14 protein-coding genes and 2 pseudogenes are annotated in these 25,014 nt (G+C 41.8%); 9 read left to right on the forward strand and 7 right to left on the reverse strand.

What is annotated here, in order from left to right:
* Nucleotides 1-24: 24 nt before the first annotated feature.
* Both FNW02_RS07405 and FNW02_RS07410 read right to left on the reverse strand, forming a co-directional pair.
* The gene (locus FNW02_RS07405) at nt 25-1,497 is read right to left on the reverse strand and encodes an aminotransferase class I/II-fold pyridoxal phosphate-dependent enzyme (RefSeq protein ID WP_191756910.1); all 1,473 of its coding nucleotides are present in this window, start codon (nt 1,495-1,497) and stop codon (nt 25-27) included.
* Nucleotides 1,498-1,730: 233 nt separating this feature from the next.
* Nucleotides 1,731-3,755, reverse strand: coding sequence for an ABC transporter ATP-binding protein/permease (locus FNW02_RS07410; protein WP_191756911.1), 2,025 nt, complete (start codon nt 3,753-3,755; stop codon nt 1,731-1,733).
* Nucleotides 3,756-4,899: 1,144 nt separating this feature from the next.
* Here FNW02_RS07410 and FNW02_RS07415 point away from each other — a divergent pair.
* The 5 genes and pseudogenes from FNW02_RS07415 (at nt 4,900) to FNW02_RS07435 (ending at nt 13,102) form a co-directional block, all read left to right on the forward strand.
* The gene (locus tag FNW02_RS07415; protein WP_191756912.1) at nt 4,900-6,468 is read left to right on the forward strand and encodes an alkaline phosphatase D family protein; all 1,569 of its coding nucleotides are present in this window, start codon (nt 4,900-4,902) and stop codon (nt 6,466-6,468) included.
* Between the two features lie 1,367 nt (nt 6,469-7,835).
* Nucleotides 7,836-9,758: a choice-of-anchor Q domain-containing protein gene (locus tag FNW02_RS07420; RefSeq protein WP_191756913.1), complete on the forward strand. Its 1,923-nt coding sequence runs from the start codon at nt 7,836-7,838 to the stop codon at nt 9,756-9,758.
* 269 nt (nt 9,759-10,027) lie between these two features.
* A pseudogene (locus FNW02_RS39490) lies at nt 10,028-10,126 on the forward strand (hypothetical protein); the annotation flags it as partial.
* A gap of 47 nt (nt 10,127-10,173) precedes the next feature.
* Nucleotides 10,174-10,797, forward strand: a complete 624-nt coding sequence (locus FNW02_RS07430) for a Uma2 family endonuclease (protein WP_191756914.1) — start codon at nt 10,174-10,176, stop codon at nt 10,795-10,797.
* Between the two features lie 262 nt (nt 10,798-11,059).
* Complete coding sequence (locus FNW02_RS07435) at nt 11,060-13,102, forward strand: glycoside hydrolase family 10 protein (RefSeq protein ID WP_191756915.1); 2,043 nt, start codon at nt 11,060-11,062, stop codon at nt 13,100-13,102.
* Nucleotides 13,103-13,607: 505 nt separating this feature from the next.
* Here the strand turns inward: FNW02_RS07435 and FNW02_RS07440 are convergent.
* The 3 genes from FNW02_RS07440 to FNW02_RS07450 all read right to left on the reverse strand — a co-directional run bounded on the left by FNW02_RS07440 (nt 13,608) and on the right by FNW02_RS07450 (nt 17,272).
* Nucleotides 13,608-14,450 carry an MBL fold metallo-hydrolase gene (locus tag FNW02_RS07440; RefSeq protein ID WP_191756916.1) on the reverse strand — a complete coding sequence of 281 codons (843 nt, stop codon included), beginning with the start codon at nt 14,448-14,450 and terminating at the stop codon, nt 13,608-13,610.
* 320 nt (nt 14,451-14,770) lie between these two features.
* Entirely contained in the window at nt 14,771-16,246 is a 1,476-nt protein-coding gene (locus tag FNW02_RS39885) for a phosphotransferase family protein (RefSeq protein ID WP_348535371.1), read from the reverse strand.
* Between the two features lie 183 nt (nt 16,247-16,429).
* Complete coding sequence (locus FNW02_RS07450) at nt 16,430-17,272, reverse strand: phosphate/phosphite/phosphonate ABC transporter substrate-binding protein (RefSeq protein WP_191756927.1); 843 nt, start codon at nt 17,270-17,272, stop codon at nt 16,430-16,432.
* Between the two features lie 500 nt (nt 17,273-17,772).
* Here FNW02_RS07450 and FNW02_RS07455 point away from each other — a divergent pair, with 500 nt between their 5' ends.
* Together FNW02_RS07455 and mltA are read left to right on the forward strand one after the other, a co-directional pair.
* Nucleotides 17,773-18,027 (forward strand): hypothetical protein, encoded by a 255-nt coding sequence (locus tag FNW02_RS07455; protein ID WP_191756918.1) that lies wholly within the window; start codon nt 17,773-17,775, stop codon nt 18,025-18,027.
* 3 nt (nt 18,028-18,030) lie between these two features.
* Entirely contained in the window at nt 18,031-19,278 is a 1,248-nt protein-coding gene (mltA, locus tag FNW02_RS07460; protein ID WP_191756928.1) for a murein transglycosylase A, read from the forward strand.
* 83 nt (nt 19,279-19,361) lie between these two features.
* Here mltA and FNW02_RS07465 read toward each other — a convergent pair whose 3' ends face one another.
* Together FNW02_RS07465 and FNW02_RS07470 are read right to left on the reverse strand one after the other, a co-directional pair.
* Nucleotides 19,362-20,231, reverse strand: a complete 870-nt coding sequence (locus FNW02_RS07465) for a DUF5895 domain-containing protein (protein ID WP_191756919.1) — start codon at nt 20,229-20,231, stop codon at nt 19,362-19,364.
* 350 nt (nt 20,232-20,581) lie between these two features.
* Nucleotides 20,582-22,426, reverse strand: coding sequence for a tetratricopeptide repeat protein (locus FNW02_RS07470; protein ID WP_191756920.1), 1,845 nt, complete (start codon nt 22,424-22,426; stop codon nt 20,582-20,584).
* A 537-nt stretch (nt 22,427-22,963) separates the two neighbouring features.
* On the opposite strand from FNW02_RS07470, the pseudogene FNW02_RS07480 reads away from it, so the two are divergent.
* Nucleotides 22,964-23,248, forward strand: a pseudogene (locus FNW02_RS07480) (alr0857 family protein); the annotation flags it as partial.
* A 319-nt stretch (nt 23,249-23,567) separates the two neighbouring features.
* Nucleotides 23,568-25,014 (forward strand): hypothetical protein (locus FNW02_RS07485; protein ID WP_191756922.1); only part of this gene is annotated, 1,447 nt, incomplete at its 3' end.

The following is a 25,014-nucleotide window of genomic DNA, read 5'->3' on the forward strand; positions in this document are numbered from 1 at the left end:
CTATTTTAAACCTATTAGTATTACTCATTCTTTCACTACCTTTAACGAACGTAGGCTAGAGTCTGCACAACCGCTGATAAATCCTCCCATCGCCTGGATTTGTTGCAGGTAGTCAAGAACAGGTTTGGTAATGATTTCTCCTGGCATTAAAACGGGAATTCCTGGAGGATAGGGACAGACCGTTTCAGTACAGATGCGATCGCTTGTTTTTGCCAAAGGTAATGTTTCACTAACAGCAAAAAAAGCTTCACGAGGAGAAAAACGCCAAGAATATCCCATCGTACTTACAAGATTTTGACAAATCGGGGTTCTTAAAGTCAAGTTTTGGCGATACTCTTGGGCAAGAGTGGTGAAACCTTGGACTAATTGCTCAATATCGGCATGGGTGTTACCCAAACTAATGATAAAAGTGAGATGTTGCATTGATGAGAATTCAGCGGTAACACCCAATTTTTCATCCAGAATTTCATCTGCCTCAAATCCAGTTAAACCTAAATTAGAAACTGTGACAGTTAGTCGCGTTTGATCTAAAGCAACAAAACCAGATGATCTTATCTCCTCTTTAAAGACAAGGGGGGTAGATAATCCCGGAATTTGGCTGATTCTCGTTCTAGCTTCTTGTGCAAGTTGCAAAGTGCGAGACATCAGCATGTTTCCGTGCAATGCCATTTGCTGACGTGCTGCATCCAGAGAAGCTAAAAGTAAATAACTAGGACTAGTAGATTGTACGAGTTGCAAAGCTTTACTGATGCGATCGCTATCTATCCTATGACCTTGGATATGCAACATTGATGCTTGTGTCAAAGCACCAAGTACCTTGTGAATGGATTGTACAGTTAAATCAGCGCCACAGGCTAAAGCTGGGGTGGGTAATTCTGGATGAAAAGCGAAGTGTGCGCCGTGGGCCTCGTCTACGAGTAAAGGGATATTGTATTGATGGGTAATGTGAGCGATCGCGCTCAAATCGCCGCAAACACCGTAATATGTTGGATAAACTGCCAAGACAGCCTTGGCATCAGGATGTTGTTGGAGCGCAGATTGTACAGCACTAGGCGTAATGCTGTGGGCAATATCTAAAACTGGATCATATTCAGGATTTACAAAAATTGGGATAGCACCAGAGAGAATTAAACCGGCGATCGCAGAAGAATGCACATTTCGAGGCAGAATGATTTTATCGCCGACGCCACAGGTAGCGAGAATTGCCGCCTCCACTCCACAAGTAGAACCATTGACTAAAAACCATGTTTGTGAAGCACCAAAAGCCTCAGCCGCCAGTTGTTGTGATTCTTGGATAACGCCCTGGGGTGCAAACAGATTATCTAAATCAGCTAATTCGGTCAAATCAGCGCAAAACACAGCTTTACCCAGTAAATCAACTAATGGTTGAGAAATGCCCTTGCCTTGCTTATGTCCTGGGGTGTAAAAAGGAGCGTGGGGACGTGCTGCATTAGCTTTTAAGGCGTTTAATAAGGGTGTTTGGTTTTGATTTAGCATTAGTTTATAGCAAAAGCCAAATTTTTATTTTCCTAACTCAACCTGATTAGCTATTACGCTTTTAAATTGCACAGTCACTCATGAGGTTCGTTAACTGCTGACGGTTAACTATCAACCCTCAACAGTCAACAGCCAACACGAAAAGATGTGCAAATTATATGCGCGACAGCTTTTCTACTTTTACTCTGCTTAAAGTCACAAAACAAAGTTAATAACCAAAGTATGAGTAGCCCTTAAATTTTTACCCATTTCAACACCTTTGGGTCTTTATCATAGTGGTAGGTTTCGCCATCCTTAGTAGTGATGGATCTTCCTTGGCTTGCCCTACTTCTGATAGTGGTAAGAGAATAGTCTGTTAATGTTTTCATCTCTTTATGAGAAAGCCCGACAATTGTGGCTGTTGCCGCTGATATTTCTGGTTTTATTTGAAGTTCATTGTTAGAGAAAGTATCTATTATTATTTGAGCCTTTTCCGGTGGATTAATGACAATTGCTTTTTGCAGTTGATAATCCTCTATGGAAATCAGTTGCCAATTAGAATCTTCTGAAAGCTCTAAAACCCATTGATGGTAATTAAACAAACTTTCTCTATGTCCAACACTAATAAAAGTTGTTTGCGTTTCTTGTAATTGTTTGTATAAATTTCCTTCGTTATTCAAATCCAAAGCACTCGTTGCTTCATCTAATATGGTGAAGCTAGGATGTGTAATTAATAGTCGTGCGAAAGCGAGGCGTTGTTGTTCTCCCAAGGATAATATATTTTCCCAAGGAACCTCTGTGTCAAAGCCATCCACGCGGGTAAGCAAGTTTTGCAGATTCACTTGTTGTAAAACTTCTTCGAGTTCGCGATCGCTCATTTTTCGGTCTGTATGCGGATAGAGTAATTGTTCGCGCAAAGTTCCCAAAATTATATAAGGACGTTGGGGTAAAAATAAGACTTCTTCTAGAGGAGGTCGTACCAGACGACCAGTTCCCGCATTCCACAAACCAGCGATCGCGCGTAATAAAGAACTTTTACCTCGACCACTAGGCCCAACAATCAATAAACCTTCTCCTGGCTGAACAGAAAGTGACAAATCTTCAACAATCACTTGTTCATAGTTAGGCGTTTGTAAGGTGACATCCTCAAAAGCCAGACGATTTTCTTCTATTGTTTTAATCGTACTTACATTTTCGGGTTGTTTGGTAACAGCTTCTAACGCATCAGAAAATTCAGCTAAACGCTCAACGTAACTTGAAAATCGCCCTGAAGTTCCAAATTCATTAATTAGTGTTGCCAGCGCACTTGCAAATAGATTTGCAGCCATATTAGCTTGGCTAACTTGGCCAAAATCAATTTCATCCTTCATATATAAAGGTGCAAGTACTAAAAAAGGAAATATTTGGATAAGGGCCTGATACCCTCGGTTAAAAATTTCCTCATTTCTTTCCCAATTAATCTTGCGTTGAACATTTTTAATAACCTGACTAAATCTCCGACCAATTATATTTGATTCTTGATTTTCTCCTTGGAAAAAAGCTATTGATTCGGCATGATTACGAACATGAGTTAGAGAATAATTATAGTCAGCTTCAACTTGAAGTTTCTCTTGATTAATCTTATTTAATTCTTGAGTTAAGTAAAGAGCAATTAAATTTCCTATGATTGTATAAACAAGTAAAACAGATGCAACAAATTTAGAAATTGACCAAAGAATTGCTAAAAAAATCATCATTTCCAACACTTTTTCTAAAAGAGTAGTTGAAAAACTAAAAAAAGTTCTGGTAACAGGTTCGATTTCTTGAGCTAGACGTTGGTCTGGGTTATCAATATCAGATTTGAAGTTGATTTTATAATAAGCGCGATTCCGCAAATATTTTTCTAAAATGTGATTATTTAACCATTGATACCAATCAAGAGCAATTTTCTTTCTGACAAATTTAGAAAATCCTACCAATAATGTCACGCAGAAAAGACCAACGGCGAAAAGCGATATTGTTTGAAGAAAGCTAGAATAATCTTTCTTTTCAATAATATCGATTAGATCACGAGTAATGAAAGTATTAAAGGCAGTTACGCCCACAAGCGCCATTACTAGTAATAGCAAGAGAGCTAGCATCCCCCATGCACTAATCACGTCTGAAAATGCTCTTTTCTCTGCCTTTGTTGGATACCAGTAAGGCCCTGCGAGCCTTTTTACATCTTCCCAAAATTGATTAAAAGCCGAAAGATAAGAAGTATTTTTTGAAGGTTGATTAGGAAAAACTTGAGTTTGCATATAGATTAAATTGTTTCACACAAAGCCGTTTTAGAGTTAATATCCGGTGAATTAAATTGCTTAGTAATGTTATTTTATCTGTGCTAAAAATAGAATTAGATGTAGCTAGCTTTAATAGCTGACAAAAATTTTAAGCAATAGTATTATTTTAAGTTCTATATACTCTTTTAGGTTTACCTGTAGAACCACAGGAATATTGATAAAGCACATTCACTGTAAAAGTAGAGGAGCTTTCTGTAATTATTGAGTTATCTAATTATTTAGTAGGTAAATAAATATTATTAATTTTCTTATGGTCTGGCAAAAAAGGAAAAGCATGTATTTAAAACCTTTATTCTTTACCTTTTAACCAAACCGTATCGCGAGTCTGATAGACAATTTTTAGTAAATTAGAATGTATTTCCTAGATTTAAATATTAAGAACATTACATCAACTATATATTATTATTTCGTAGTGTTTTTCAAAAATAAAATCTGATTCTTATCATCTCAGCTTTATCCAGAAAATGCAATAGCAGATTAAGACAGCTAAATAAACAATTCAGTGGACAGTTAAGACAGTTAAGACAGTTAAGACAGTTAAGGGGATAATTAAAACATTTAAAACAGTTAATCAAGCAGAATTGCCAACTGTAATTTCTTTACAGCTAGACAACCACATACAGTTAGGAGAGCTAGGAGAGCGATTTTTTTCGGAGGAGATGGGTGACAATTAAGCAAGGGTTTTAAACATTCATTATCCCAAAGCCTCTAAAAGTTGGTAAATACAAGTTTGGCATAACGAACAGTATGCTTAATATTGTTATGCCCCAAGTAATACCGTTGCCATCTTTTAAGGAATGCGTTGAAAAACAACTTCATGCACTTTAACCAAACAATTCAAAGCATTGACCAAAGCAGGAGCGCTTTGACGAGTTAGCGATCGCCGCAACTGGTTGAGTGGTGTGTACCAAGTTTTCTGATCAGGATTTACCAGTCAAACTTAACATTACCTTAATCCTTACTTGATCCTAGATTGGTAGGTTCCTTTTGTTTAGTTGAGCAAGCTGGAGACGAGTCAAAACAAGCCACTAAAAGTCTTTGTGCTACTCGTAACTGACGCTCCTAAATGCCAACAGTATCGACATCAAAAGTAAGGGTGAATATGGAACTTAAAAATTGCGGCCTGTTATCCAATCAATACAGACGGCGGAGTTTTTTGCTGGGTGCAGCGTTCTTAACCGGGTTAGCGGTTACTAGCCAAGGACTTCCAGCATTGGCAAAATCGAGGTTTTCTGACTATCCGTTCAGTCTTGGTGTTGCCTCTGGTGATCCTTTGCCAGATGGTGTTGTATTATGGACACGACTGGCTCCCGCTCCACTCTTCGGCGGTGGAATGCCACTCAGAAACGTTGTAGTCCAGTGGCAAATTGCGCTTGATGAGAATATGAAGAAAGTCGTACAACGCGGGAAAACGCTGGCGACTCCAGAATTAGCCCACTCGGTACACGTTGATGTACGTGGGCTAGAGCCTGACCGATGGTATTGGTATCAGTTTAAAGTAGGTAATGAAGTTAGCCCCATCGGGCGAACTCGTACAGCTAGCACATTCCATAGTTCTATCAAACAACTAAACTTTGCCTTTGTTTCTTGTCAAGACTGGCAAAACGGCTACTACACAGCTTATCAGCATTTAATTGATGAGGAACTTGATTTAGTTGTTCATCTTGGGGACTACATTTACGAGTACGGGCCGCAATCGGGTGGCCCACGCCAACATAACAGCCCAGAAATAGTCACCCTTGCTGATTATCGCAACCGCCACGCTTTGTACAAGACTGACCCGAATCTACAAGCTGCTCATGCAGCCTTTCCCTGGATAGTCACTTGGGACGATCACGAAGTTGACAACAACTATGCAAACTTGATACCTGAAGATGACCAAAGCCAGCAAGCATTTGTGGCGCGGCGAGCTAATGCTTACCAAGCTTACTACGAACACATGCCACTGCGTCAATCTTCGCTGCCCCAAGGAGCAAACATGCAGCTGTATCGACGGTTTACTTATGGTGATTTAGCTGAGTTTAGCGTGCTAGATACCCGCCAGTATCGCACTGATCAACCTTGTGATGACGGACTCAAGCCCCGTTGTGACCAAGCCTCTGATGTAAATGCTACTATGACAGGCTCAGAGCAAGAGCAGTGGTTATTTAAAGGATTAGATAAGTCGCGATCGCGTTGGAATGTGATTGCTCAACAGACCATGTTAGCAGAATACGATTTTAGTGCTAGCCCAGACATCGGAGTGTTCAACGTGGATCAGTGGGACGGTTACGTAGCTGCACGTAATCGCCTCCTGAGTTTCTTGAACCAACGACAACCATCAAACCCTGTGGTCATTACTGGAGATATCCACTCTAGTTGGGTACACGACCTCAAGATTGATTTTAGCAAACCGACTTCCGCAACAGTTGGCACGGAGTTTGTGGGAACCTCAATTTCTTCTGACTTTCCGTCCCAGTTCATCCCTCCAGTTGAAGCTGCTCTGAGCGACAATCCCCACACCAAGTTTTTCGACGGTGCATTCCGGGGTTATGTCCGCTGTCACCTCACCACAGAACGCTGGCAAAGCGACTATCGTGTTGTATCCAGCATTACTGACTCAAATGCTTCTATCAGAACTCTAGCTTCGTTTGCAGTCCAAAATGGGCAACCGGGTGCATATCGGATGTAACCACATCTCAAACAAAAGGAATGAAAAACTACGCTCACAAGGGGTATGGGGTATAGAACATAGGGCATAGGGCATAGAGTACGAGGAAGAAGTAGAGAAGCAAGAAAGAAGAGTTTTTCCCTCAGCCTCTTATCAATATTCACTGCCTACTGCCCATTGCCCATTAATTGAGAATGATAAAATTTCCCAGCGTGTAGCTATTATTGCCATATATGCATTGTGTAATTTTGCAAATGATTAGGTTCAATTGAAATTACTATTAGTGGCATTGCAGGGATAGCATCGCAACATTAACATAACTTAGCACGCTTAGGTGTGCAGTCAATAATTGGATAATTGCTCGCAGGTTTGATCATCGGTTGCATTGCTGGAGTATCGATATAAAAGATGGCAAACAAGCTAAATGCAAATAAAGGTAGAAACCAGCATAAATCAGGCTAATCACAAGCACTCTTTCTAGATGAAAGTTCGATCAGAATATTTCGCATGTCGTAACCTCAAAGAGTATATGTAAATCAATACCTCGGATAATAAATTTATCCAAATTGAGTTGAAATACATTGATGTCAGCTTTTTGCCATTCAGATTGAAAATGGCTTTAACGGTTGCTCTCTAAAGACTATAAACCTCACATAACAAAGCTGTCCATTTTTTTCTATGGTGGACTGCTGATTACTAGTTATCAATATAAGCATTAATTTAAAAAATATGCAAGACCTCACCTGTATCCCAAACACTGCCTACATTTTAAGGAAAATCTGGAGATGAATTAATCAAAAAGGTTGCTTTGATGGTTCTGCTTCCTCTACAACATCTTGCTATTTAATTAATTTTTCTTATTTCATTGTTTCATCGTTATATGCAGAAGTATTAGCATTCACTGTAATGGATATGTGTAATGGAATTTTGGACTGCTGACTTTTACCGCTAAGTCTTGAAACGTCAAAAAAGTCATAATTTTAAAATATTTTATTCTCAATTATTTTTATTTAATGATAATAAGACAACGAAATAGCAACACTTTGAGGCTATGTTTTAGAAAGTGATCCCAGCATTGAAAAAAATAGCGAAAAAAGTCATGTATGATGATTAAGTTGAATTTGACTCTCCTAAATGAAAAATAGCTCAACTGACAATTAAGACTCAGATAGATGAGGACAAGTATCAGAAGGGCAAAAAACTCACTGGCAAAGAACTGTCAAGCGTTTAACCAGACAAGTCTGATTTTCATGGGGACTCTAATTACTAGATTTCACCTCGAAATGGTTTGAATCTTTCTTCCCCTCCAGCACACAGGTAAGTTAATTCTGTGCGATGCCTGAGTAGCAAGAAATAGTTAACCAAGCATAATTTAGAGGAATTCTTGAATGCCTACTATCATCGTCCAAAACGCCAACGATCAGGGTGCAGGTTCGTTGAGAAATGCACTCGCCCAAGCTAAAGATGGAGATGTGATTGCATTTGCATCTGGGCTGGCGAATAAAACGATTAAGCTCACCAGTGGTGAATTATCAGTTAAAAGTGATGTCACTATTAATGGTGCTGCGGCTAATAACTTAACCATCAGTGGCAATGACAAAAGCCGAATATTCTTCACTGCATACGGAACTGATGTCACTCTGAAAAACTTGACCATTACCGATGGATATGACAGAGGAAGAGGCGGTGCAGTTAGAGTTAGTTCCAACAGTGAACTAACGGTGGACAATGTTCAGTTCAAAAATAATGTTGGTGGTCAAGGTGGGGCAATTCACGTTGGTTTCCGTAGTAATGCCACAGTGATTAACAGTACCTTTGACAACAACGATGGTACTATTACCAAAAATGGTTTTAGTGCAGGTGCGATCGCTAACGACAATAATGGCTCACTAACTGTTAAAGGTAGTCGATTCACGAATAACAGTGGTCAAACGGGTGGTGCGATTTACACCCAACTAGGCCCCCTGACTGTAGAAAATTCCGTTTTCCTCAACAACCGCTCAAAAGATGGAGCTGCGGGAATTTTCGCAGATGGCGCAAGTATTGGCGGCCCAAGGGCGAGCGCATCATCTCCAGGTGGCACAATTAAGGTCAGTGGCAGCCATTTTGAAGGAAATGAGGGTTTTGGCGCAGGCGGAGCACTTTATCTGTATGGTTACGGCAAAGACAAGACAATTGTTGAAAACACCAAGATTATCGACAATAAGTCCAAGTCTAACTACAAAGGCATTGCTCAAGGAGGGGGGGCACGACTCAATGGTAATGTGACGGTTCGCAATGTTACCTTTGCCAACAACACTTCCGAAGGACAAGGCGGTGGGTTGTGGTTAGATGGGGATACAACCTCAAAAAATGCGGTCATCAACCTCGAAAACGTTACCTTTTCTGGAAACAGAGCAACTACCGATAAAGGATTGGGTGGCGCAATAGCCATTAATCCCAGCGCAGATGCCAAACTCAACGTCAAAAACTCGACTTTTTTCAAAAACTACGCCCAAAAGAACGGCGGAGCGTTTTGGGTTGTTGGTGGGCAACCCGTAACACTCACCAATTCAATTGTTGCCAACAATACAGCAAACAATCTTTCTGGAACTGGTCAGCAGACCTCGTTCCAATTGCGTGATGGTGGTGGGAATGTTGAGTTTCCAGCTCCAGCAAATAGCAGAAACTCCAGAGTAACTGCCAATTCCCGAATTGCTGACCCCAAACTGGGTTCCCTGCAAAACGTCAACGGTGATCTAGTTCATCCGCTACTGGCTGGTAGCCCCGCCATTGGTGCAGCTGTTGGGGGCGTACCAACAAACGACCAACGCGGTTTTAAACGTGATGGCGACCCTGACAGTGGGGCGTATGAATTTAGCGGTGCGAATAATGCTACATCTACATTGGCTAGTACTTCTGCTCAAAGTACATCTGCACTGACTGGTAGTTCAGCTAATGATACCTTAACTGGAACTTCCGATGGCGATCGCTTCCTCAGCTCATCAGGTGCCGATAAACTCACGGGTAAAGGCGGCAATGACCAATTTGTCTACACTGATATTAATCATCGCGGTGATACAATCACTGACTTCCAAATCGGCGCAGACAAAATCGTTCTCACTGAGTTGCTCGACGACCTATTGAATAAAAATTACACTGGCAACGCAATAACCGATGGCTATGTGAAAGTTGTGCAAGGTAGTAGTAACAAAAATTTCACAGTGCAAATTGATCCTGATGGCCGCAATGGCGATAGCAGTTTCAGATCTTTCCTCACGGTGAACACAACAAATACAGGCAGCTTAAATAGCGAAAGTTTCGTGTTTTAAGGCTTGACCCTTTTAACTAGCGATCAGTTTTTCAGTTGTGGGCTAGATCCCCGATTTCTTAAAGAAGTCGGGGATCTAGCCACCGCCAATGCATCGATCTGCAATGCGATTGTCATCGACCTGCAAAAATTAACGCATCCTTTGTTTAACCTTACCTTAGTACCTCTTCCTACTTGAGAATATGGTATCGTTTGGCGATCGCTTTGCATTTAGGTATTCGTTGTCACTATCTATAATGAGCAACTGCAAGCGAAAATGCAACTGAGCTTCGCACTATCGGCCAACTTTGGGTAAAATGCAGCAATGGGCGCTTTGAATTTAGTATGCAAAAACGTATATTAAGATGGCGTCAGCCCTCAATCAAGTAATTTTGGCTCATCTGCATATATTCAGTTTTGCTTTGAGGAACTAAATTATGACTCAGGCTTTACATAAAATAGTTACGTTTGAAGAATTTGTTGCTTGGTATCCAGAAAACGCGCAACGCCGATATGAACTGTATGACGGAGTAATTGTTGAAATGCCCCCACCAACAGGCGACCATGAAAGCATTATTGGATTTCTAATTGGAGAAATTGTTATGGAATACAAGCGTTTAAAGCTGCCTTATTTCATACCAAAAACAGCATTTGTTAAACCATTGGAGGGCGAATCAGCTTACTCGCCAGATGTGCTGTTGTTAAATCGTCCCAATTTAGTAAATGAACCTCTGTGGAAAAAAGCATCTACAGTTAGCCAAGCAGCATCGATTGCGTTGGTTGTTGAGGTGGTAAGTACCAACTGGAGAGATGATTATTTAAAAAAAGCCGCTGACTATGAGGCAGTCGGCATTCCAGAATACTGGATTATAGATTATGCAGCTTTAGGCGGTAGACGATTCATTGGCAACCCCAAACAAGCAACTATATCGATTTATAGTTTGGTAGAAGATGAGTATCAAGTCAGCCAGTTTCGAGGCGACGATGGCATCAAATCACCCATTTTTGCAGAATTGAACTTAACCGCAGAACAAATTTTTCAAGCTGGTATCTCAACTTAGAACGACTGTGCAATCAGACTAAGCAGCAAAGGAAAGAATTTTTGGTGTTGTTGATTGAGAATATGAATTTGTCTCACGCAGAGACGCAGAGAGTAAGAGATTAGAATATGTTGTTTAACGTAACGCGAAAGTCCCCAGCCTCAATGTACTCATAGGGTGGGGATGAATAGTGAAAGTTTACAGGATATTTCAGCAGCGATCGCCTCATGTTGCTAGATTATCATTGGAAATCAAAATTAAGGGCAGCTAGCTGCAATCGACAATGGTATCTACTTCTACTTCTTTCTCGGATATTCAAAACCATTGGACACGCCGATTCATTGAAGCCTTAGCAGGGCGTCGCATTGTGAATGGTTATCCTGATGGGACTTTTCGTCCAAATAACTCACTCACCCGCGCTGAGTTTGCTGCCATCATCACCAAAGCATTTCCTACAGTTACTCAAAAGCGAGAGTATATTGCCTTTGTCGATGTACCTACCAATCATTGGGCTGCTGCTGCAATTCAAACAGCTTACGAAAAAGGATTTATTAGCGGATTCCCTGATAAAACTTTCCGTCCAAATAACCGAATTACGAGGGTAGAAGTTTTAGTTTCTCTAGTATCAGGGTTGGAAATTGCCGCGAAGATAAAACCTGACCTCTTGTCAGCACTCCCACAAATTTATCAAGATGCTGTGCAGATTCCTGCTTATGCTAGAAATCAGATAGCTATTGCAACTAGTGCTGGGCTAGTACCTAATTTCCCAAATATTAAATTACTTAATCCTAATCTGGCAGCCACCCGTAGTGATGTGGCAGTGATTATTTATCAAGCTTTAGTTTATTTGGGTCAGGCAGAAAAGATTGTCTCTGTTTATTTAGTAGTGCCGCCAACATCCACACCCACAACACCAACGCCAACACCAACACCCCCTGGGAGCCTGAAGCTAAATCACAGCCGGGAATTCCGAGGGGCGTGGGTAGCAGCTGTGTGGAATGGTGATTGGCCTTCTAAAGCAGGACTAACCGCTGTCCAACAAAAAGCTGAACTAACTGAAATTATCAATAAATTACAAACACTAAACTTTAATGCCCTCATCTTCCAGGTAAGACCAGAGGGAGACGCTTTGTATGCTTCTCAATTAGAGCCTTGGAGTGCTTGGATAACAGGAACTCAAGGTAAAGCACCAGAACCATTTTATGATCCATTAGAGTTTGCGATCGCTGAATGTCACAAGCGCAATATTGAAGTTCATGCTTGGTTTAACCCCTACCGCGCCAAGACTAGCATTAAAGGTTCGCCCAATGTCCGCCCTCACATAGCTGTGACTAATCCAGAAGTTGTCTACCAATGGGGTAATCAGTTGTGGATGGAACCAGGAGCAAAAATTGTTCAAGACAGAGCATACAACGTAATTCTGGACGTAGTGAAGCGCTACGATATTGATGGCATTCACTTAGATGACTATTTTTATCCATATCCCATCGAGGGACAATCTTTTCCCGATGACAAAACCTACGCTGCATATAAAGCAGCTGGTGGTACACTCAACATCGGCGACTGGCGACGGGACAATGTTAATAAAATGGTACAGCGCCTCTGGCAAGGGATTAAAGTAACCAAACCCCACGTTAAATTTGGTATTAGTCCCTTTGGGATTTATCGCCCCGGACAACCCCCTGGAATTACTGGTTTAGATGCTTACAATGTGCTCTATGCCGACGCCAAAAAATGGTTAGAACAAGGCTGGATTGATTATATCGCTCCTCAACTTTACTGGCGCACTGACCAAACACAACAAAGTTACTCTGCATTACTCAAGTGGTGGACACAGGTAAATACAAAACAAAGGCACGTTTATGCTGGTAACAATCTGACAGAACCAAGCAACAAGAGTCGGGAGAGTGATGAGATTGAAAAGCAAGTGAAAATTAGTCGTAGCCAAGCTGGACAGTTCTCACTGGGAAATATTTTCTTTAATCTCGGTGTTTTGACAGAAAATAGTCAAGGCATTGCTGATAAATTCCAAAGTCTACTTTATAACAAACCTGCGCTACCTCCAACTTTGTCTTGGCAGAACACAACACCGCCATCCCCTCCCACAGGACTGCAAGTCAACAACCGCAAACTCAGTTGGCAACCTGGTGATACTCAACCGATTCGTTCTTGGACACTTTATCGCCAAAGTGGAGATACTTGGACACTTCAACGAATTTTATCTGCTGGCACAACCTTTGCTACAGTCCAACCGGGAACTTATGCTGTGTGCGCGGTGGATAGATTGGCGAATGAAAGTGTGGGCGTGGTGATTTCAGTGAGTTGAGAGAATATATTTTGTACGTACTGTTATTTACTGGGCGTATAATCTTGACCGCAAAAACCTGAATAGTCAGCAGGAGCACAAACCACGGCAAAGACCAGCCATTTTCGTTAGCTAGCGTTAACACTTGCGGCTTGGTTCTGTGGAGAATAATGCTGTAATAGTCGAAATGGAAATCTGCAAAATGAACTATAACCGCTAGACTCATAACTGGTTTCCTCTTTTATCAATTCGCTGGCATTAATTGGCATAAAAGAAACCTCGCAACCCCAAAAAATTTGTCACTCAGTTGCACAAAACTACATCAGACAGGTGCTTTCCTTGTCTGTTGCAACTAGTAAAGGGGTTACGAGACTTTGCTAGCGAATCTTATACATAGAGACTTAGTTACGAGCATGAGTATTTCTGCGTTGAGTTTCAGTATATGGCACTGAAGGCTCAGCAGCATGAATAAGTTCTGGTTCCAGCATTGATTTGACTGGCATAACCTTCGTAAATGATGAAATTTCTAGTTTTGAAAGCCGCTAGATTGGTCAGCGAACGCTTTAAACTCCATAGCGTCGTGACTACAGAAGAGGCGCACATCCTGACTGCGATCGCGCGATAATGCACGTAGCCGGTCTTGATTGAGCAACCTAGCCTTGCGGTCTACCTCCATCATCCATTGGTAAGCACGTAGACCAGGTGTACAGTGCGGTTTGGCAGATCCCATCTCATGTCGGTAAAAGTAAGCATCGCCAGCATGTAGAAGCCAGCCTTCCGGCGTCTCGATGGCGATACCTGCATGACCACGCGTGTGACCGGCAAGCGGGATGAGAAGAATCTCTGGCGGTAGTCCGGCGAGGTCACGTACTGCCTCAAAGCCAAACCAAGGTTCACCTCCTTTTGAATAGTGCTTCCAGTGCTTAACCTCGTCCCACTGTTCTGGACGATAGCGCCCTCTGGCGATGAAGCCGTGTCGGTCTTGTGCAGTTTCAATTTCAGTCTGCATTACATGCACGGTTGCTTCAGGAAAATCCTCTAGACCACCAGCGTGATCAAAATCGAGATGAGTTAGTACAATATGACGCACGTCTTGCGGGGAAAATCCGAGCTGCTCAATTTGAGCGAGTGCCGTGTATTTCTGATCAAACTGAATGCGATTGAAATGAATGAAGAACGGGCTGAGTCGGGAGTAAGGCAAGTTGATATCGCGCAGTCCAAAGCCAGTATCGATCAGAACAAGTCCTTGGTTTGTCTCGACTAGCAGACAGTGGCAGACAAGGTGAGCCGCTGGGCCGCGACTGAAGCCATCGAAGAGTGCCCCGCCAATCGGGCACATGCAACCACAATTGAGATGATGAATTTGCATGAATCCTCCGTTACGACTCCAAACCAAATAATTCCCGTTGTGCGCTTTCAACCCTTAAAATCTTAGGGAAGCAAAAGTTTAATTGCGTCTTTCCAAAGAAATATGGCTGTTATGTCTTTAAGCTACACATGTAGGTTGGGGAGCCAGTGCGTTGCGGAGGTTCCCTCCGTTGTAGCACCTGGCGTTTGAGTAATGAAACCCAACACCTCAAAGTCTTGTATATCTTTGGTTTCACTCTGTTCAACCCAACCTACGCGTCTATTACACTGGGCGTATATACTTAGTACGCGGTGCGCCCAATATGGCAAGCTTGTCTGTGACTATATAGTTAAGTTAATTTGTGTTAGTAAGATTCTCAGCCAATAAGGAACCGCTTCTTTCATTTCCCATTTATGAGAAACTTCAATATTTTGAGTGATTTCGTAACTGATAATGGCATGGTAGAGAGCAGCGACAGGTTGCGTTTTTTCAAACACAGAAATTAATTGCTCCATTGGCATATAAACTGTCCAAGGTTCTAGATAAGAATTACGTAAACGTACTTGCACATCAATTACATCGGGAAGTTGCTGTGTAATATCTTGTAAAAAGAAAATCGCATCGAAAAAGGGATGAGATACTGCACCATCAGACCAGTCAAAATAAATAAATTTTTCATCAGTAACAATCACATTGTCACAATGAAAATCACCATGTATCAAGGTTTGGGGTATGCCGTAAGTAGATAGTTCATAGCACATTCTCATCAGTTGAAGTGTTAAACAGGGTAATGTCGTGATTTCAGTTTCGGAAAGACGTGGCTCGTTTTGTGGCACTAGTAGCGCAGAGTTGTCTGCCAATAGCGGCTCAATCTGACTAACGAGTTTATCAATTCTTCGGTCAGGAAAGCCAATATCCAACAATTTATCGACCTGAGCAACAGCCTGAATTTGCATCTTAGCAAACAAACTTAGTGCTTCTTCCCATTGAGTAACATCCGTGAGTTTTCCCAGATTATTGCTACCAAAATCTACCATTAATATCCAGTTATTTTGTGTATCTGTAGCTAATAAGTTAGGCAAGCTTTCGGGATAAAATTGAGTTATAAAATTGGTAATTATGGGTTCATCTGCAAATTTCCCAAATGTCGCTTTGAAGTAAATTTTTCCAGCTGTTGTACTAACTTTTAAAACGCATGAACGAGTTTGGGATCTCACTTGTTCGATTTGAGTAGTTGCACTCACTCCTAATGAATTAATTTGTGAATTAATCCAGGCTGTAGCTTGATCAAACCAGCCTATTTTTGCCCAAGGAACTCGCTTTTCGGAGATGTTATTGCTGCTAATTTCAGAAAACCAAGACTCAAGGATTTGACGAATTTTGGCAATAGCAAATTTGACGCTATCCAATTCCTCGAACTCAAACCAACGTGCATTTTTAGGCGGTTTCCATTGAAGAGAGTGATTTTCCATTGCGTACACCCTGCACCCAGCTTTGGTTTCTAGACTGTAATCTTCATAGAAACAGCGCAGTACAGTTACATCCAATCCTAATTGTGCTTTAATTGCTCGATTTATATGGTTCACAACCCCAAAGTGATGCTCGTAAGGCACAAACCACGGCAAAGACCAGCCATTTTCGTTAGTTAGCATTAACACTTGCGGCTTGGTTCTGTGGAGAATAATGCTGTAATAGTCGAAATGGAAATCTGGAAAGTGAACTACTGCCACTTGACTCATAACTGGGTTCCTCAATTCGCTAGCATTAATTGGCATAAAGGAAGCCTCGTAACCAAATAATTTGTTACCTAATTGCACAAAACTTCTTCAGACAGGTGCTTGTCTTGTCTGTTGCAAGTGGTAAAGGGGTTACGAGAAGTTACTAGCGAATACGAATAAACATAGATACTGAGTTATAAGAAAAAGGTATTTTCACAGATTCAATTTTAGTATATAACATTCCTGGAAGTTGAATGTAAGTGAGGAATGTTATAAGTCAACTCAAAATAAACGTGCAGGCTTGTTTTGTAACTGGGAAGCAATTAATTTCACTCGCTCAACCACAGTAATCATGTACCGATAATCCGGGACTTTCCCATTAGGTATATACCCTATTTCTTCAGCCAAAACTGAAGGAAATTCGCTCATAACTTGGCGGATGTACTCTTGGCGGTTGCGTTCGATATTAGGCCCAATCAAAACCACACCAGATGGAACATAGTGAGGGTCTGTATAGAGTGTGCGTAAATTGGTCTGGCCTGCTTCATTAAATTCTGCGATCGAAACAGCCCCAGCAGTTGCCTTTCCTTGAGTCACAAATTCTAATACTGTTTTGGGTGTGGGTGCAAACAGTACTTCAGCTAATGTCAAACCATAAAGATTATAAAGAGGTAGATAATATCCGGTTGCTGAACCTGGTTGACCTAAAGCAACTATTTGACCCTGTAATTGTTTTAAATCCTGAATCGGATTGTCTTTACGAACAACCAAGATTGAGCGTAAATTACTCACACCCAGTAAAGGAAAAAGTGGAATATATTGATATCGAGCGATCGCAATAGCCGCTAACCCTGGTGGCGCAAATACCAATGACCAAGCACGAGCCTCAAGACTCTCAATCGCCTTATTTTCGTTGAAAACAGGCTCTAGCTGAATGTATGCCTTTGTTTTTTCACCTAAATAACGATTAAATTTAGCATATTGGTTAATAATCTCTTCGCTGCCATCATAGTTGATAACACCAATAGTTAACACGCCTTCAAAAGATGGTGTTGATTGGCATCCAGCTAATGTCAAACCTAATAGTTGTAAAAGAAATAAACGACGTGAAAATCGCAAAGGCATCACTAAATTTATAGTCAAGGAAGTAATTGTACTCTCAGAAATAATCTAAATAAGCTTGGGTAGTACCTAAACAGGTTATGTTGCAACAAAAAATTAATATTTGTTTAACTGTTAATTAGCTGTTTTCCTACAGATATAAATGATATTGCACAAGCTTAAATACCAGCTTTATTTGTAAAGTGGCATTACACAACATTATGTTAAAAAACTTAAAAAATAAACACTAAGTTTAACTTGCCAAAACAGTGCTGATACTGTTTCTCTATGAAGATGCCACTCAATCTGGCCCTTTTGTAATCCTTCTTGAAAAAATCGCTGGGAACTGGTTAAAGCATTGACCGTCTAAAGTGAAGGTAAAAGTTAAGAGTTAGAGTGATGGATGACTAATTTCAAATCACGCTTCTAGTGAAAAGCTTTCACTGCTCCCGTATGCTTACCCTTTTCATTCGGGGGTTACGTGGTTAACAATGGGTTGGATGTTTTTCAAATGATTCAACCTTATGCCTAGAACTCCTAATGAATATGCCGTACACCTCCTACTGGAAAGCGGTCACAGGGAAGAAGTACGTTTTTCGACTATTCAAGAATTTCAGAAGTGGTATAGTAGCGAACTTGTTCCCAAGTCTGCTTCTCATGATTTTATTAGCGTGCCGATTAAGAATATTCAAGGGGAGTATATGGTAGTACGCCCATCTCGGATTGTAGCAATCCGAGTAGAACCCGTTTTTAGTTCAAGTGTTGAAAGATTCAACTAAATGATGAGAAAAACCCTTGCTTTGCTTTCCTTAATGGGAATTGCCCTTATAAATCCACTCTGGTCAGCTGTTGCTCAGGTTCCTAACTTACCACTGCCAGTACCAACGGCTCCTGATATCCTGCTACCGCCAATCCCAACTACTCCTCAAATACCGCCACTAGAACCAGTTGCTCTGGGAAGTTGTACGCCTCAGTACGCTTGTTTGGGTTGGGATGAGCAAATTTTGGGTCAAAGAGGTAAAGCAGGCGATCGCAAAGCGCTATTGGCTTCCATTGACAATAGTCTGCGTTATTTGGCAAAAAAAGAGGCGATCGCAGCGTATCAAAATTATCCCATTAAGGAGATTACCCTTGATCGCGTCCGTCGGAGTTTGCTACGTTTTCGCCAACTAGTTGTTAGTTCTAAGTCAACAGCACAACTACAAGCCGCTGTCCGTCGGGAGTTTGTTTTTTACAAATCCGTGGGCAACGATGGCAAGGGTACTGTTAAATTCACTGCATATTACGAGCCTGTTTATACTGCTAGCCGAGTCAAAACCTCAGCATATAAGTATCCCCTTTATCGCCTGCCACCAGACTTTAACCAATGGGCTAAACCCCATCCCAAACGTATTGATTTGGAAGGGAAAGATGGTTTGCTAGGGAATAAAAGCCAATTGCGTGGTTTAGAAATGCTTTGGTTTCGCGATCGCCTTGATGCATATATGGTACACATCCAAGGTTCTGCTCAAATTAAGTTAACTAATGGTACAAAAACATCAATCGGCTATGCAGGTGGAACAGATTACCCCTGGACTAGTATCGGCAAAGAACTGGCAAAAGATGGCAAACTTCCTCTAGAAGGATTGACATTACCGCGACTGATTACTTACTTCCAAAGACAGCCACAGGAGTTGAATAATTATCTGCCACGCTGGGAACGGTTTGTCTTTTTCCAGGAAACAGCCGGTAGGCCAGCTACGGGCAGTATTCATGTACCAGTGACAGCAGAGCGTTCTATTGCTACAGATAAGTCTCTCATGCCTCCGGGAGCACTAGCGCTGATTTACAACTCATTTCCCTACCCTACCAGTGTTGGCAAACTAGAGCGTCGGACTGTGAGCCGTTTTGTACTAGATCAGGATACAGGAAGCGCTATTAAAGGGCCAGGAAGAGTAGATTACTTCATGGGATCTGGTAAACTAGCAGGCGATCGCGCTGGTATCACAGGCGGTAATGGTTCACTATATTATTTGCTATTGCGGCAATAGAACATTGGGTATGGGACATGGGGCATTGATTAGTTATTAACCTTGTCCCCAGTCCCCAGTCCCCAGTCCCCAGTCCCCAGTCCCTAATACGGCGGATAAGCAAAATCATCTTCATCAGCGTAAACGTAAGAGTTGGAAACCCCTGCCATCGCCATCTTGGGTGTTTCTAGTTTTACAGTTTCCTTACCAAAATCTTTGTGTTCTTCAAAAGTCTTGCAGATCATTGCAGACTCAAGCGAATCCGAGGCAATCAAGTATTGTGTTAACGTCCCAACTGTAGGATGTTTGTAGTCTACAGTTGAAGCAACTAGAACCGTATTTGGTTCAATGCCTCTTTCTTCACACTCAATTATGGGGGAAAAAATCCCGTGAGCGTGGAATAGCGGGCCTTTTGGCGTTAAAGGTTGCTTGCGATATATAGCATAAGCCTTTTCTAGTTCAGCTACGAACCCACTGACGACTTTGCCTTGTTGAAATTCACAATAGGTTTTGCTGAAACTTGCTCCTGCTGCGCCATTAAGAGTTAATTGTAGTGGTGACTCATGTAAAAACTTTTTATTTTCACCTACTAAAAAAATTAAATAGCGAGTAAAAGTTTTAAATTTAAGTTTATCTGCTAAAAAAGCATCATAATTCTCTTTCAGCGTACCTAGTTTTAGACCAGTTTCCCGGTCTTTGACAGACAATGGCCCGCGACGCACTATAACTAATTGGGGAGTGCTAGTAATAAAGACAGTTTCGACTCCAGAGCTAAATTCATGCTCCACCTGTTGCCAATTGTCATCTGGTTGAAAGCCAACAGCGTGAGCATTATCCAGCTTAATCGCCAAACCGTGAGGCTGAATGCCATCTGTGCCATATCGAGGATTAATCATCTGACACCAGGGGATGACTTGAGAAGGCGGTGCATTAAATTTTTCGTCTTCAAAGTCGAAATTAGCAGATGCTTTCATCGTTTTAGGCTATACAAGAAGTGTTTTATTGAACTTTATCGGCAGGGCGCTGATGCTGGGAAGCCAGTTACGTCCGAAAATAAGTCTGAGTAGCGACTTCTAACCATCAAAGCTTTGGGGGTTTCCCATTGTAGCAAGTAGCGTCAAACTGGCATAGTGGCTTTTCCAGAGTAAGTCAGAATTAATCTCTGTTGCAATCCCTCTTCAGTCTTTTAACAACATGATGTATTTTTACAGAGTAGGCAAGGTTCTGCCACTATAAATTTATCAGTTAAAGCGGGAAGCGCAAAACCTCTAACCTACTTGTCTGATGCCATCTGTCTCCTGCTATCTCAATAGGTAATCTCATATCAAAGCTTAATGCCAATTTGTTTGCAAGTTCCCAAAGCTTGCCGATACAAGTTTAAAGATCTGGGATTTTGATTAAAGTTACGGTAGATTGCCCCAATATTTTTCAGGGTTATGCATTCACTCCGAACGGAGCCGGTTTGTTGGTGAATTGCTAAAGCTTGTCCAAAAAACTCTAAGGCTTTTTTGTACTGCTTCTGTCCATAATAAACTGACCCAATACTGTTGAGGCTTATACCTTCTCCTGACTTGTTGCCGATTTGTTTGTTAATTGCTAAAGCCTGCCCAAAGAATTCTAAAGCTTTGGGATACTGACTCTGGCTGTAGTAAAATGCCCCCATGTTATTAAAAGTTGTACCTTCCCCCGCTTTGCTGCCAATTTGTTTGTTAATTGCTAAAGCTTGCTCAATAAACTCTAGGGCTTTAGGGTACTGCTTCTGTGCATAATAAACTGACCCAATACCGTTGAGAGTAGAGGCTTCCTCAGCCTTGCTGCCGATTTGTTGGTAAATAGCTAACGCTTGCTGGTAAAACTCTAAGGCTTTGGGGTACTGACGCTGGCTGTTATAAAATCCCCCCATCCTCGCAAGACTTTTACCTTTCCCCGCTTTGCTGCCGATTTTTTGATAAATGGCTAAGGCTTGCTGGTGAAACTCTAAAGCTTTGGGGTACTGACCTTGAATGGAGTAAACGACCGCAATACTGTTGAGAGTCGAGCCTTCCTCCGCTTTGCTACCGATTTTTTGGCAAATAGCTAAGGCTTGCTGGTAGAACTCTAAGGCTTTGGTATATTGACGCTGGCTAGAGTAGACTGACCCAAGGCTTCTAAGGTTTGCACCTTCCCCTTTCTTGTCGCCGATTTGTTTGGCAATATTATTTGCTTGCTCGAAAAACTCTAATGCTATGGGATACTGAGTGAGATTGTTGTAAACTGCCCCAATACCATTGAGGGTCTGACCTTCCACTTTCTTGTCGCCGATTTGTTTAGCAATGCCTAAAGCTTGTTGGTAGAACTCTAAAGCTTTGGCATACTGGTTTTGCCTAGAGTAAAATTCTCCAATAACGTTAAGGGTATAACTTTCCTCTTTCTTGTCATTGATTTGTTTGGCAATACCTAAAGATTGTTGGTAGAACTCTAAAGCTTTGGCGTACTGATCGATGTTGTTGTAAACTTCCCCAATACCATTAAGGGTTTGGCCTTCCACTTTCTTGTCGTCGATTTGTTTGGCAATACCTAAAGATTGTTGGTAGAACTCTAAAGCTTTGGCGTACTGATCGATGTTGTTGTAAACTTCCCCAATACCATTAAGGGTTTGGCCTTCCTGTTTCTTGTCGCCGATTTGTTTGGCAATGCCTAAAGCTTGTTGGTAGAACTCTAAAGCTTTGGCATACTGGCTCTGGCTAGAGTAAACTGCTCCAAAGCCTCTAAGTGTTGCAGCTTCTCCCTGTTTGTCACCAATTTGTTTAGTAATAGCTAAAGCTTGCTGGTAAAACTCTAAGGCTTTGGGATACTGACCGATATCGTTATAAACTTCCCCAATGTTATTAAATGTCCTTGCTTCCTTGGAGCGATCGCCAATTTCTCGATAAATAACTAAAACTCGTTGAAATGTCTCTAATGCTTGGCTTAATTGACCTTGGTTATACTGCTGTTCGCCTACTTGGTACAGACGTAATGCCTCGTCTGTGCGCTTTTGGACTGTTTGCGTCTTTGCCGATGCACTAACTATTCCTAAACTGCTTACAAACAATGGTGAGGTCAAAGCTAGAGAAACTAACATACTCGCACTCAGCAAGCTCTGGCGATGAAGTCTGTTTGGCAGCCAAGTGCTCAAGAAATAATGCATAGAAATACTCCTTGCTCATTTAAAGCAGAGATATTTTACTTTAGTTTTATATCGCTCTTTTTCTAATAAAATTACGCAAGGATTGCAATATTAACAAGTGTTTTGTGCAGATAGAAACATTGAATCTCACGGCTTCTAGCCAGGTAGAGTGTCAATTGGAAGTTCCTGAATTTTACAAGCTTTTCCGGTTGCATCACCGAACAGCCCGTCGTAGCGAAAAGTGTATCACGTCGTTTTCGCCGTTAGCGTAGCGGTAGCGAGTCCGCGAGCGTTTCTGTTAGCGTAGCGCTAGCGACGCAGGAGCGTCACTTTTCAAGCTAGACATCGCTCTGTTAACTAAGGGGAAATTCCCCAAGTTACTCTGTATTTTATAGATAAGGAAATCAAAGCATAGAAATCAGAATCTCAACTGATAGATAAGTAAACGACTAAAAGTTGAGATATTAATTAGCCCAGATGTTGAAACTAACTTACACAGAAAACAACTTTAGCCTAGATAGGCTCAACGAATCTTTAGAAAATTAGGTAAATACAAGAGTAATCCTGGCTCTGCGATCGCCTACAAAGATTTATATTGAACCGAGCACAGCTGCTTTTCTACTTCCGGTGAACTTATCTCATCTGGCTGATGCAGCTCAAGAAAATATTGTACAACTCTATCCTTGTGATGTCGGTTCGGTAGAAGTTATTCTTAAAGGTACTTGGGTGACATCCGATGCAGAAAATGAAGTAGGTATTTTTATAACAGCACTGAGCAAATCTGCTGAGTTATTGCTCCACCAAATCTCACAAAGCGAGCAATTCTGTCAACTGGGCGTGTAAAGGTTATAGGGTAATACCATAATTGAATATCCCCAGTCCCCAATACCCAGTCTTGCTGTTCGCGGGACTATGGTACAACTTCCGAACCCGATCTGTTAAATCGTCCTAGCTAGTTGTGCCGCCTTTCCCCGAACAGCATCCTCTTCACCTACCTAGTTCCAAGCCTCTAGTTCTTTAACTCGTTCCCAGTCTGAGACTGTGAATGCTTATTGGAGGGCTACCGCCTCCCGAATTTGCGGCAGAACCGCAATGAATAGCATTTCCAGGTAGAACCTGGAAACGAGATTAACGAGATTAAATTATTTTTTTCTTTAATCTTATGGTTACTAACTATACCAACCGTATCGAACAGGTAACGCGAGAAGATTTGGTGATGTTTATCAATGCCTGCCTCGCCTGCACGGGACAGCGTGAATTTTATGATGATGCTTACGGTCAACGCGTATCAATTGACTTTTTGCATGATTATATTCTCGGTAATTACCGCTTACTGTATGCTCGTTCTCTAGCAGCAGGTATCAACCATTTCAACCAAGCACAAATTATTCTCAAGCTACTAGCGACAGGACGGGACACGCTCCCAGAACATCGTCAAGAAGAAGGTGCATTGATTGCCCATGCACTTAACACTTTACCACCACAACGAGCTTGGGGGGTTTTGCAACAGTTGCGTCAACGGAAAATTAACAACCGTCGCAGTAGAGCGATCGCGCGCGATTATTTAAGTATGCGGAATGATATGAGTTTCCATGCTGTGAAGTATCGCGCTAAAGTGCGGGCGATCGCCACCCATGCCCACCTCAAACTTCACGGTGAATTGAGTACTTTTCTCTTCCGCAACTGGAAACAAAATATCTACTCAACTGAATTATTCGAGCAGTTTCGCCAAGCGCACTATAGCGCCGAAGCGATTTATCAGCTTCCTTTCACCATTGCAGAAGGATTTGCAGTTAAACACAAAGTTCCTCGTGATGTTTTTTTGTCCCGCATTCAACAGCAGATGACTTTGGGTGAAAAGTTGCGTTTCCAAGGTACAGCAGAACGTACCGAGATTGAAATTGACCTGAATTTAGGTCGTCTTCCCTTAACCAAATTGGCATTGTATATCTTGTCATTGCCATTGGAAACTAGACAACAGCAATGGGATACTTTAAACCAAGCCTTAGAGCGATCGGCGCGGTTAACGTTAAAAAGAGCACCTTTAAAGTTAGGAAGAGTTGCGGCTGTCTTAGATTGTAGCTACTCCAGTTTTGGTTCTGGCGAAAAGCGCCGCCGTCCTTTGGGTGTGGCTTTAGCTACTTACTATTTATTGCAAGCTGCATCAAAAGAATACCGAGCTTTTTGGACAGTACCCGTGGAAGATGCGCTGCAATTGCGTCCCCGTGGACAAACTGACTTGGCGACACCACTGTTAGCCGCTTTAGGATCGGGTGCGGAGTTGGTAGTAATTGTATCGGACGGTTGCGAGAACTATCCACCCAAAGGTGCAGCAGAAGTGTTGCGAGTATACCGCACCAAGTTAGACCCAATGCGGCGAACCTCAATTGTTCACTGCAATCCTGTCTTTAATTCTGAAGATTTTTCGCTGCGTAATCTTAGCCCCACTATCCCAACTGTAGGACTGAGAGACGCGGAAGACTTACCGACAATGCTAGGTTTCGCCCGTTTTGCTGAAGGTTCTGCTCCCTTGTCGGAATTAGAAGCATATTTGGCGGAACGAGTGCAGCAGATGTTAGGAGGAGCGGAGGGGCAGGGGGGCAGAGGGG

Source organism: Komarekiella delphini-convector SJRDD-AB1 (assembly GCF_014831675.1).
In the GTDB taxonomy this organism is placed as follows: Bacteria; Cyanobacteriota; Cyanobacteriia; order Cyanobacteriales; family Nostocaceae; genus Komarekiella.

Coding starts and splice junctions, on each gene's coding strand:
- FNW02_RS07405 (WP_191756910.1), bottom strand. CDS start 1,497: ATGCTAAATCAAAACCAAACACCCTTATTAAACGCCTTAAAAGCTAAT.
- FNW02_RS07410 (WP_191756911.1), bottom strand. CDS start 3,755: ATGCAAACTCAAGTTTTTCCTAATCAACCTTCAAAAAATACTTCTTAT.
- FNW02_RS07415 (WP_191756912.1), top strand. CDS start 4,900: ATGGAACTTAAAAATTGCGGCCTGTTATCCAATCAATACAGACGGCGG.
- FNW02_RS07420 (WP_191756913.1), top strand. CDS start 7,836: ATGCCTACTATCATCGTCCAAAACGCCAACGATCAGGGTGCAGGTTCG.
- FNW02_RS07430 (WP_191756914.1), top strand. CDS start 10,174: ATGACTCAGGCTTTACATAAAATAGTTACGTTTGAAGAATTTGTTGCT.
- FNW02_RS07435 (WP_191756915.1), top strand. CDS start 11,060: ATGGTATCTACTTCTACTTCTTTCTCGGATATTCAAAACCATTGGACA.
- FNW02_RS07440 (WP_191756916.1), bottom strand. CDS start 14,450: ATGCAAATTCATCATCTCAATTGTGGTTGCATGTGCCCGATTGGCGGG.
- FNW02_RS07450 (WP_191756927.1), bottom strand. CDS start 17,272: ATGCCTTTGCGATTTTCACGTCGTTTATTTCTTTTACAACTATTAGGT.
- FNW02_RS07455 (WP_191756918.1), top strand. CDS start 17,773: ATGCCTAGAACTCCTAATGAATATGCCGTACACCTCCTACTGGAAAGC.
- mltA (WP_191756928.1), top strand. CDS start 18,031: ATGAGAAAAACCCTTGCTTTGCTTTCCTTAATGGGAATTGCCCTTATA.
- FNW02_RS07465 (WP_191756919.1), bottom strand. CDS start 20,231: ATGAAAGCATCTGCTAATTTCGACTTTGAAGACGAAAAATTTAATGCA.
- FNW02_RS07470 (WP_191756920.1), bottom strand. CDS start 22,426: ATGCATTATTTCTTGAGCACTTGGCTGCCAAACAGACTTCATCGCCAG.